The organism is uncultured Devosia sp., assembly GCF_913055165.1.
Lineage (GTDB): Bacteria > Pseudomonadota > Alphaproteobacteria > Rhizobiales > Devosiaceae > Devosia.
Genome location: NZ_CAJXJS010000047.1, coordinates 19106 through 28164, shown reverse-complemented (window position 1 = coordinate 28164; position 9059 = coordinate 19106). Strand labels below are relative to the sequence as shown.

Sequence of the window (9059 nt, the reverse complement as noted above, 5' to 3'; positions counted from 1 at the left end):
CCCGCCAATCCGGCATGCCCGGCTATCGGCTTGCCGTCCCGGACGTGCATCGGCATCTGCTCGAATTCGCCCACGACGAGGCTAAGGCGCTGCTCGCGCGCAATCCTGGTCTTACCGGCCCGGATGGCGAAGCCGCGCGCACCTTGCTCTACCTGTTCCGCAAAGACCTCGCGATCCCGCTGATCCGGGCTGGATAACTCACTAATCATGCCATCCATCGTCACCACCGGGCTTATCCCGGTGGTCCATGCGCCGCCAAGATGGATTGCGGAGACAGGCCCGGCAATGACGAAAAACGATGGGATACGTTGGCTATTCCACCGTCACCGATTTCGCGAGATTTCGCGGCTGGTCGACGTCCGTGCCCATGAAAACCGCCGTGTGATAAGCGAGCAACTGCACTGGAATGGTTGCCAGGATTGGCGCCACGAAGCTGTGGACATGGGGAATTTCGATGATGTCGGCGACGCCATGCCCAACGGTCTTGGCGCCCTCTGCATCGGTGATCAGAATGATCTTGCCGCCACGCGCAGCCACTTCCTGCATGTTCGAGAGCGTCTTGTCGACCAGCTCATCCGAGGGCGCCACGACAATCACGGGCATCTCTTCGTCAACAAGCGCTATGGGGCCATGCTTGAGTTCACCTGCTGCATAACCTTCGGCATGTATGTAGCTGATTTCCTTCAGCTTCAACGCACCTTCCATAGCCACAGGAAACATCGGCCCGCGCCCCAGATAGAGCACGTCCTTGGCCTTCGACAGTCGCTTTGAAATGTCGATGATCTGATCTTCGGCACCCAGAGACGCAGAAATCGCCGACGGCAAGGCAACCATGGCACGAACCAATTCGGCCTCCTGGTCGACGGAGATCACACCGCGCGCCCGCCCTGCGGCGATTGCGAGGCTGGCCAGCGCAGTCAGCTGCGCGGTCAGCGCCTTGGTTGATGCCACCCCGATCTCAGGTCCGCACAGGATCGGAAACACGACACCAGACTCCCGGGCGATGGTGGATTCCACGGTGTTGACGAGGCTGGCCACATGCTGGCCCTGGCCTGCGCAATAACGCAGCGCCGCAAGCGTGTCGGCCGTCTCGCCGGATTGCGAAATGAACAGCGACAGCCCACCCTTTTCCAGCGGCGGCTCGCGATAGCGGAACTCGCTGGCCACGTCGATATCGACCGGCAGCCGCGCAAAGCGCTCGAACCAGTATTTGGCAATGGCCCCGGCATAGTAAGCCGTGCCACAGGCGCTCATGGTTAGTCGAGACAGGTCGGCAAAGTCGAAGGGCAGTGACTCCCGGATGGCCACCTTTTCAGCGCCCATGTCCACATAGTGGCTCAGCGTATGGCTGATGGTCTCGGGCTGCTCGTAGATTTCCTTGGCCATGAAATGGCGATGGTTGCCCTTGTCGACCAGCAGCGCTGAGGCCTGCGACACAAGTTGCTCGCGCTGTACTATGGCGTCCTTGCCATCGCGGATTGTCACGCCCTTTGGCGTGATCACCGCCCAGTCGCCATCTTCGAGATAGGTCAGCCGCGAGGTGAATGGCGCCAGCGCCATGGCGTCCGAACCCAGATACATCTCGGTTGTGCCATAGCCCACTGCCAGCGGGGCCCCGTGGCGGGCGGCAATAAGAAGGCCATTTTCGCCTTTGAACATGAAGGCCAGCGCGAAGGCGCCCTTGAGCTTCTTGAGCGTCCGCGCCACGGCTAGCTCGGGGTCGGCGCCATTGTCCAACTCCCGCGTAACCCAGAGCGCCACCGATTCCGTGTCCGTCTGCGTCTGGGGCCGGTAACCGTCCTGCGCAAGATCCTCGAGAAGCTCGCGGAAATTTTCGATGATGCCGTTATGCACGATAGCCACACGCTCGGTGGCATGCGGATGCGCATTGTTCTCAGTGGGCGCGCCATGGGTGGCCCAGCGGGTATGGCCAATCCCGATATGGCCGCCCAGAGGCTCTATTCCGAGCTTGCTGGCCAGATTGCCCAGCTTGCCCTCGGCCCGGCGCCGGGCGATGGCGCCGTCCTCCAGCGTTGCCACGCCAGCGCTGTCATAGCCACGATATTCCAGCCGCTTGAGCGCATCCACAAGCCGGCCGGCCACCGGCGCGTCGCCGACAATCCCAACGATACCGCACATGTTATTTTCCTTTCGCGGCCTTCTTGGCCAGCGCCCGCTCCTTCAGCTTCGGAGCATATCCCAACTTGTTTTCCTGCCGCGCGCGCCCCAGAGCCAGCGCATCAGCCGGCACGTCCTCGGTAATCACGCTGCCCGAGGCGGTATAGGCGCCATCCCCAATCTTCACCGGGGCAACCAGCGAGGCGTTCGAACCGATAAAGACATTGTCGCCGATTATGGTCTTGTCCTTGTTCACGCCATCATAATTGCAGGTGATGGTCCCCGCACCGATATTGGTCCTGGACCCGATTTCCGCATCGCCCAGATAGCTTAGATGCCCCGCCTTCGTCCCGGCGCCAATCCTGCTCTTCTTGACCTCGACGAAATTGCCCAGATGCACATCGGCCCCCAGCTCGGCGCCGCCGCGGATGCGCGCAAAAGGCCCTATGCTCGCCCCTTCGCCAATAACGGCGTCCTCAATGTCGCAAAATGCACGGATTTCAACATTATCGGCGATCCTGACACCCGGCCCGAACACCACATTGGGGAATATGGTGACGTCCTGCCCGATCTCAGTGTCCCAGGAAAACCAGACGCTTTGCGGGTCGCGCAGGGTCACGCCTGCAGCCATGATTTCTTTGCGCTTGAACTGCTGAAACGTCGCTTCGGCCTCGGCCAGCTTTTCGCGATTGTCGACGCCGACAAGCTCGGCGGCATCGGCCTCGATGAAATCCACCCGCCTGCCATCAGACGTCGCCAGCTCGACCGCATCGGTCAGATAGTACTCGCCCTTGGCGTTCTGGTTGCCGATCCGATCGATCACGCTGCGCAGGGCATCGCCGCGGAAACCGATGATGCCGGAATTGCACAAACCGATCTGCCGTTCGGCCTCCGTTGCATCCTTGTGCTCCCGAATGGCGCGCACCTGGCCACCCTCGGTCAGCAGCCGCCCATATCCCGTCGGGTCGCCAGGCCGGAAACCGACAACGACCATGTCGGCGCCATCATCGAGCCTGGCAACGATATTGCCGATCGTCCGTGAAGTGACCAAGGGGGTATCGGCGTATAAGACCAGAACATGGCCCTGCGCCGTCTCATACGCGGTGCGTGCCTGCTGCACCGCATGGGCCGTACCCAGCCTTTGCTCTTGTCTCGAGATATGTGCCGACGCCTCAAATCGCGTGACAGCAGCCTCAACCGCTTCATGGTTCGGCCCGACCACAACGGCGACCTTCGATCCGAATGCCTGCACGGTCCGCAATACGTGGCTGACCACAGGCAAGCCCCCGACCGGATGCAGTACCTTGGGCAAGGCGGATTTCATCCGCGTCCCCTCGCCTGCTGCAAGGATGATCGAAAGCAGTTCCGCCATGTCGCACTCCCGAACCAGACGGGAAATTCTCCCCGCATTTTCACAAATTTATGGCAGCCAACAGTTGGCGAACCGATAACATTGGGACCACTCTAGCCACGATATTCCCGGCGATTCGGGCATTTCAGAGGGTCTTCGCTTGGCTAAAGCATCCGAACAGTTCCGGCAATCGGACGTTACGCTGTGGGGCATTGTCGCCCTGGTCTGCGTGGCCTTGGCCGTCTTCGGCTCCAATATCGCGCTATTGGTGCCGCAGAGCGTCCTGGGCGGCCTGCATCAGCCGCGGGTTGCCGGTGCTTCCATGGAGACGCTGCGCCTGCAGGTGGCCGACCTGCGTGAGGCGACTGCCCGCCTCAAGCGCGAGAATGAACTGCTCGTCACCCGCTTTGCCATGCAGGAACGCTCGGGCAATGACATGACCCGCCGTGTCGGGGCACTGGAAACCACTGTCCCGCAAATCCTTGAGAGCCTCCCGATCGGTGCGGCTGTCGACCGGTCGAACCTCACGGCCTCGATCGGGGAAAACCAGACCCTGACTTTCGATGCCGATGGAGGCTCGGTCGCCGTGCGCCAATCCGCACTGCCGCAGGCGTCCGCGCCATCGGGCACCAACCAACCCCTTCCCGCGCCGGTGACCATCCAGCAGGAAACGGCCATGGCAATGCCCAATGATAGTGCCTATGGCATCGCCGTCGGCGCTGCGGTGCCCTTCGAGCAGACCCCCGCGCTTTGGGATGATCTGACCCTCAAGCTGGGGCCCCTCCTGTTCGGCCTGTCGCCGTTATTGGTCGATGAGGCCAATGGCGACGACAAGCGCATCGTCGTTGGTCCCATAGAAGACATCGCCGAGGCGCGTGCCCTGTGCCAGCGTTTCGAACGGGTCTCGATCGCCTGTATCCCCATGCCGTTTTCCGGCACGCCACTGGACATCTCACAATAGCGGCCAAATTCGGTTGACAGGCGGGCAAGTCCGGCTATGTTCCGCCGCGACGCCAAACGGCGTTTCTCGGAGCGCTTCGAGGACAGGTGATTGCCAGTTGTCCGGATCGGAGCCGCAATACCGAACACTATGCGCCGGTAGCTCAGTGGTAGAGCATTCGACTTTTAATCGAATGGTCGAGGGTTCGACCCCCTCCCGGCGTACCACTTCCTTTTCCAGTATTCATGATATTGCCGTGACGCTGTCCCATTCTTGCGGCCACCTCGCATCCGCTCGTTCAATAAGCCGTCCATGCCACAGACTTGCATAGATCCGGACCCCTATGCCGAGCTCGACAATCGGGCCGACGCCTTCGAATTGACCGAGGACTTTCGCAAGCCAACACGCATCCAGAAAGCCAAGAGCCCGGCCCTGCGCATGACGCAAACCCGCCTGCTCATCCAGGGACAGCGCATTCCCGTTTGAGAATCAGCGTCATGCCGTACTATCCGCAAGGTAGTCTGGCTTTGGGGAAAACCATGTCTCAGGAAACGACGGACCTGCTCAAGGTGCTCGCGATAACCTTGCTGGTCTTTGCCGCCAGCACGCTCGTCATGCTCTATGGCATCCTGCTGCTGGCCCGCTATGGCGCCAATTTGCCCATGGTGGGTTCGGTCCCCCTGAACGCGCCGCCCGAACTGGTGCCCGTGCTTACTGGCAGCGGCGTGTTCGCCACCCTCGCCGCGGTTCATGTCACTGGGTCCGGCATTGCCTTGCTGCTGACCAGCAACACCATCGACATGGCCCTGCTCATCACCTCCAAAGCGGTGACCGTCGTCATCATGGCCCTGCTCGGCTTTGCCGGCGGGCATATGGTCTATTTGCAGCTGACGGAAAACACCGCCCTCAACCTCAACCCGCTTCTGCCGGCGCTGATCGGCCTTGTGGGTTTCCTGGTGCTCTCCACGGTCCTCAGTGTCCTGGCGCTAAGGCGCCTGGGCAATTTGCGCTATGCGGTGGGCATCGGCCTGATCATCCTGGGACCGCTGCTGCTGGTCTGGCTCTAGGAACGCGCCTTACCCCGCCAGCGTGACAACCACTGCCCCGCGCGGTGTGGCGACGATGGTGTGTTCATACTGCACGGTCGGCGCCAGCGGCTCGGCCGTCAGCGTCCACTCATCATCTTCATACATCTGCTCGGCCATCTGCCCGCCCATCGACAGGAACGGCTCGATGGTGAAAACCAGTCCATCCTGGATGCGACGCCTTTCGGACTTATCCGGCCATGTCGGCACCTCGCCCGGCTCGTCATGCAGGCTATCGCCCACGCCGTGGCTGGCGAGGTTTCGGATCAGCGTATAGCCGCCTTTCTTGGCAACCTTGCCGATGGCAGTGCCGATATCGGCCAGCGGCGCGCCGGCCTTGACCGCATTGATGCCAGCCCACATCGCCTTCTTGCCCTCTCGGCACAGCTTTTCCAGCCGCGGATCGCCCTTGCCCAGAATGTAGGAGGCGCCGCAATCGGCAAAAACCCCGTCCTTGGCCGCGGAGACATCGATATTGATAAGGTCGCCATCCTCAAGCACCCGGTCCCCCGGAATGCCATGGGCGATTTCCTCGTTGATCGATATGCAGGTCGCGCCCGGAAACTCATAGGTCAGTACCGGTGCTGATTCCGCACCATGCTCGGCAAGGAATTTCGCACCGATCTCGTCCAGTTCCAGCGTGGTCATGCCTGGTCGCATGGCCGCGGCCATGGCCTCGCGGGCCATGGCGCAGATTCGCCCGATTGCTTTCAGCTTTTCGAGCTGCTCGTCGGTCGTGATGATCAAGCGTCAGGCCTTGTTGGCGAGGTAGTAGCCGAGCAGGCCCTGCGTCGAGGCATCGTGCCCCGCGCCACTTTCCTCGCCCTTGACCTTGGGCAGCAACGCCTTGGCCAATTGCTTGCCCAGTTCCACGCCCCACTGGTCGTAGGAATTGACGTTCCAGATCACGCCCTGCACGAACACTTTGTGCTCGTAGAGCGCGATCAGCGAACCCAGCACTTCCGGCGTCAACTGCTTGTAGAACAGCGTGTTGCTCGGCCGGTTGCCCGGGAACACCTTGTGCGGCGCCAATGCCTTGATCTTGTCCTTGTCGAGGCCCTGGGCCTTGAGTTCGGCCACGACCTCGTCCTTGGTCTTGCCCAGCATCAGCGCTTCCGACTGCGCCAAGACATTGGCCACCAGCTTGTCGTGATGCGGCGGAAGGCTTTCATGCGGCCGCGCGGCAATCAGGAAATCGCAGGGAATGACGTCGGTGCCCTGGTGGATCAGCTGATAGAAAGCATGCTGGCCATTGGTGCCCGGCTCGCCCCAGACGATCGGCCCGGTCGGCCAGCCGACCTTCTTGCCATTGAGGGTCACCGACTTGCCGTTCGATTCCATGTCCTGCTGCTGCAGATAGGCGGCAAAACGCGACAGGCGCTGGTCGTAGGGCAGCACCGCATGGGTCGAGAATCCCCACGCATTGCGATACCAGACACCCAACAGCGCCATGATCACCGGCAAATTGCGCTCCAGCGGCGTTTCGAGGAAATGCCTGTCCATGGCATCCGCACCCGCCAGGAATTTCGCGAAATTGTCGTAGCCGACCGCCATGGCGATGGGCAGGCCGATGGCCGACCAAACCGAATAGCGCCCGCCGACCCAGTCCCAAAAGCCGAATATCCGGTCTTCACGGATGCCAAACTTGGCGCAAGCCTCGATGTTGGTGGAGACCGCCGCAAAGTGATTAGGCACCGCCTCTTCGCCCAGCGCCTCAGCAATCCACTTCCGTGCCGAACCGGCATTGGTCATGGTCTCGTCGGTGGTGAAGGTCTTGGACGCGACAATGAACAGCGTCTTCTTCGGGTCGAGGCGCTTGAGCACATCATGGATATGGGCGCCATCGACATTGGACACGTAATGCGCCCGCAGGTCAGCGCGGGTATAGGGTTCCAGCGCCAGCGTCACCATGGCCGGGCCGAGGTCCGAGCCGCCAATGCCGATATTGACCACATCGGTAAACTGCTCGCCGCCATGGCCGCGAATTTCGCCCGAGCGCACGGCATTGGTATAGTCCTTGATGGCCTTGAGGACGCTGCGAACGTCCGGCATCACATCCTTGCCATCCACCTCGACCGGCTTGTCGCCCTGGTAGCGCAGCGCCATGTGCATGACGGCCCGGTCCTCGGTGATGTTGATATGCTCGCCCTCGCACATCTGGCTCCGGCGTTCTTCGACGCCGGCCGCCCGTGCCAGCTCGAACAGGGCCGCCATGGCGTCTTCGTCAATGCGGTTCTTGGAATAGTCGAGCAGGATATCCGCGCCGGTCGCCGAGAAGCGCTGGAACCGGTTGGGGTCTGCCGCGAACATCTCGCGCATCGTCACATCACTTAGGCGCTTGCGCTGCTTCATCAGCGGATTGAGCACGTCGTCACGTTCGCCCTTGGCCATAGTCTTGTCCCTCTGAAATCTCTAAAGAACCGGCAGGTCGCCTGCGGCCCAGGCCGCCCGCGTCTCCGCCGCAAAATCACTCATGCGCCCGGCCTCGATGGCCGCGCGGCACCCCGCCGTCAGCTCCTGATAATAGGCAAGGTTGATCTGCGATAGCACCATGGCGCCCAAGATCTCTTCGGTCTTGACCAGATGGTGCAGATAGGCCCGGCTCCAACGCCGGCAATTTGGGTTGGGCGAAGCCTCGTCCAGCGGCCGGTGGTCGTCCTTATGCCGGGCGTTTTTCAGGTTGATGACACCGAACCGCGTATAGGCATGCCCGTGCCGCCCGGCGCGGGTGGGATGCACGCAATCGAACATGTCGATGCCGCGTTCAATCCCGCCCAGGATGTCGTCGGGCTTGCCCACGCCCATCAGATAGCGCGGCCGGTCGGTCGGCAACTCCGGCGTGATGTCGGAGAGCACCCGGAACATCACCTCCTGCGGCTCACCCACGGCGAGGCCCCCCACGGCATAGCCGTCGAAGCCAATATCCTTCAGCCCTGCCGCCGATCGCCCGCGCAGTTCTGCATCGTCGCCACCCTGCACGATCCCGAACAATGCCCGGTTCTGCTGACCGTTGAAGGCCATCTTGGAGCGGTCCGCCCAGCGGATCGAGAGCTCCATCGCCCGCTCCATCTCCTTGCGCTCGGCCGGCAGCGCTATGCACTCGTCGAGCTGCATGATGATGTCGCTGTCCAGAAGCGTCTGGATTTCGATGCTGCGCTCGGGCGTCAGCTCATGGCTTGACCCGTCGATATGCGACTTGAAGGTCACGCCCTTCTCGGTGAGCTTCCTGAGCTTGGCCAGCGACATGACCTGGAACCCGCCGCTGTCGGTCAGGATCGGCCGCTGCCAATCCATGAAGTCATGCAGGCCACCGAGCGAAGCGACGCGCTCCGCGCCCGGCCGCAGCATCAGGTGGTAGGTATTGCCCAGAAGAATGTCCGCGCCCGTCTCGCGCACCTGCTCGGGATACATGGCCTTTACCGTGCCGGCGGTGCCCACCGGCATGAATGCGGGCGTATTGATCTCGCCGCGCGGCGTATCGATGCGGCCGCGACGGGCCATGCCGTCAGTGGCGAGGAGGGAAAATGTAACTTGCTTCATGGCGCGGGTTCTAAAGCGTTTCCCG

Annotated in this window: 9 protein-coding genes and 1 tRNA gene; 5 read left to right on the top strand and 5 right to left on the bottom strand. The window is 61.9% G+C overall.

All coding sequences use genetic code 11. From position 1 onward, the window contains the following. Nucleotides 1-197: hypothetical protein (locus tag QZ564_RS14270; protein WP_297111226.1), on the top strand; the 197-nt coding region annotated here is incomplete at its 5' end. Nucleotides 198-312: 115 nt separating this feature from the next. Here QZ564_RS14270 and glmS read toward each other — a convergent pair. Together glmS and glmU are read right to left on the bottom strand one after the other, a co-directional pair. Then, the gene (gene glmS / locus QZ564_RS14265) at nt 313-2139 is read right to left on the bottom strand and encodes a glutamine--fructose-6-phosphate transaminase (isomerizing) (protein ID WP_297111223.1); all 1827 of its coding nucleotides are present in this window, start codon (nt 2137-2139) and stop codon (nt 313-315) included. A 1-nt stretch (nt 2140) separates the two neighbouring features. Then, nucleotides 2141-3490 (bottom strand): bifunctional UDP-N-acetylglucosamine diphosphorylase/glucosamine-1-phosphate N-acetyltransferase GlmU, encoded by a 1350-nt coding sequence (gene glmU / locus QZ564_RS14260; protein WP_297111221.1) that lies wholly within the window; start codon nt 3488-3490, stop codon nt 2141-2143. Nucleotides 3491-3629: 139 nt separating this feature from the next. Here glmU and QZ564_RS14255 point away from each other — a divergent pair, with 139 nt between their 5' ends. From QZ564_RS14255 to QZ564_RS14240, 4 genes are all read left to right on the top strand, one after another. Then, nucleotides 3630-4430, top strand: a complete 801-nt coding sequence (locus QZ564_RS14255) for a hypothetical protein (protein ID WP_297111218.1) — start codon at nt 3630-3632, stop codon at nt 4428-4430. Between the two features lie 131 nt (nt 4431-4561). After that, a tRNA-Lys gene (locus QZ564_RS14250) sits at nt 4562-4636 on the top strand. Between the two features lie 85 nt (nt 4637-4721). Beyond that, a complete protein-coding gene (locus tag QZ564_RS14245) occupies nt 4722-4895 on the top strand; it encodes a hypothetical protein (protein ID WP_297111214.1) in 174 nt (57 codons plus the stop codon). 53 nt (nt 4896-4948) lie between these two features. Continuing rightward, nucleotides 4949-5476 carry a hypothetical protein gene (locus tag QZ564_RS14240; protein WP_297111212.1) on the top strand — a complete coding sequence of 176 codons (528 nt, stop codon included), beginning with the start codon at nt 4949-4951 and terminating at the stop codon, nt 5474-5476. 9 nt (nt 5477-5485) lie between these two features. On the opposite strand, the gene map is transcribed toward QZ564_RS14240, so the two are convergent. The 3 genes from map to tgt are packed head-to-tail and all read right to left on the bottom strand — an operon-like array spanning nt 5486 to nt 9034. Next, complete coding sequence (gene map, locus QZ564_RS14235) at nt 5486-6241, bottom strand: type I methionyl aminopeptidase (RefSeq protein ID WP_297111209.1); 756 nt, start codon at nt 6239-6241, stop codon at nt 5486-5488. Between the two features lie 3 nt (nt 6242-6244). Next, the gene (gene pgi / locus QZ564_RS14230) at nt 6245-7885 is read right to left on the bottom strand and encodes a glucose-6-phosphate isomerase (RefSeq protein WP_297111205.1); all 1641 of its coding nucleotides are present in this window, start codon (nt 7883-7885) and stop codon (nt 6245-6247) included. Nucleotides 7886-7906: 21 nt separating this feature from the next. Further along, a complete protein-coding gene (tgt, locus tag QZ564_RS14225; RefSeq protein ID WP_297111203.1) occupies nt 7907-9034 on the bottom strand; it encodes a tRNA guanosine(34) transglycosylase Tgt in 1128 nt (375 codons plus the stop codon). Between the last annotated feature and the right edge of the window lie 25 nt (nt 9035-9059).

Bases quoted from the DNA above. Each gene is read 5' to 3' on its own strand.
- tgt (WP_297111203.1), bottom strand. From the start codon at position 9,034: ATGAAGCAAGTTACATTTTCCCTCCTCGCCACTGACGGCATGGCCCGT.
- QZ564_RS14245 (WP_297111214.1), top strand. From the start codon at position 4,722: ATGCCACAGACTTGCATAGATCCGGACCCCTATGCCGAGCTCGACAAT.
- QZ564_RS14240 (WP_297111212.1), top strand. From the start codon at position 4,949: ATGTCTCAGGAAACGACGGACCTGCTCAAGGTGCTCGCGATAACCTTG.
- glmS (WP_297111223.1), bottom strand. From the start codon at position 2,139: ATGTGCGGTATCGTTGGGATTGTCGGCGACGCGCCGGTGGCCGGCCGG.
- pgi (WP_297111205.1), bottom strand. From the start codon at position 7,885: ATGGCCAAGGGCGAACGTGACGACGTGCTCAATCCGCTGATGAAGCAG.
- glmU (WP_297111221.1), bottom strand. From the start codon at position 3,490: ATGGCGGAACTGCTTTCGATCATCCTTGCAGCAGGCGAGGGGACGCGG.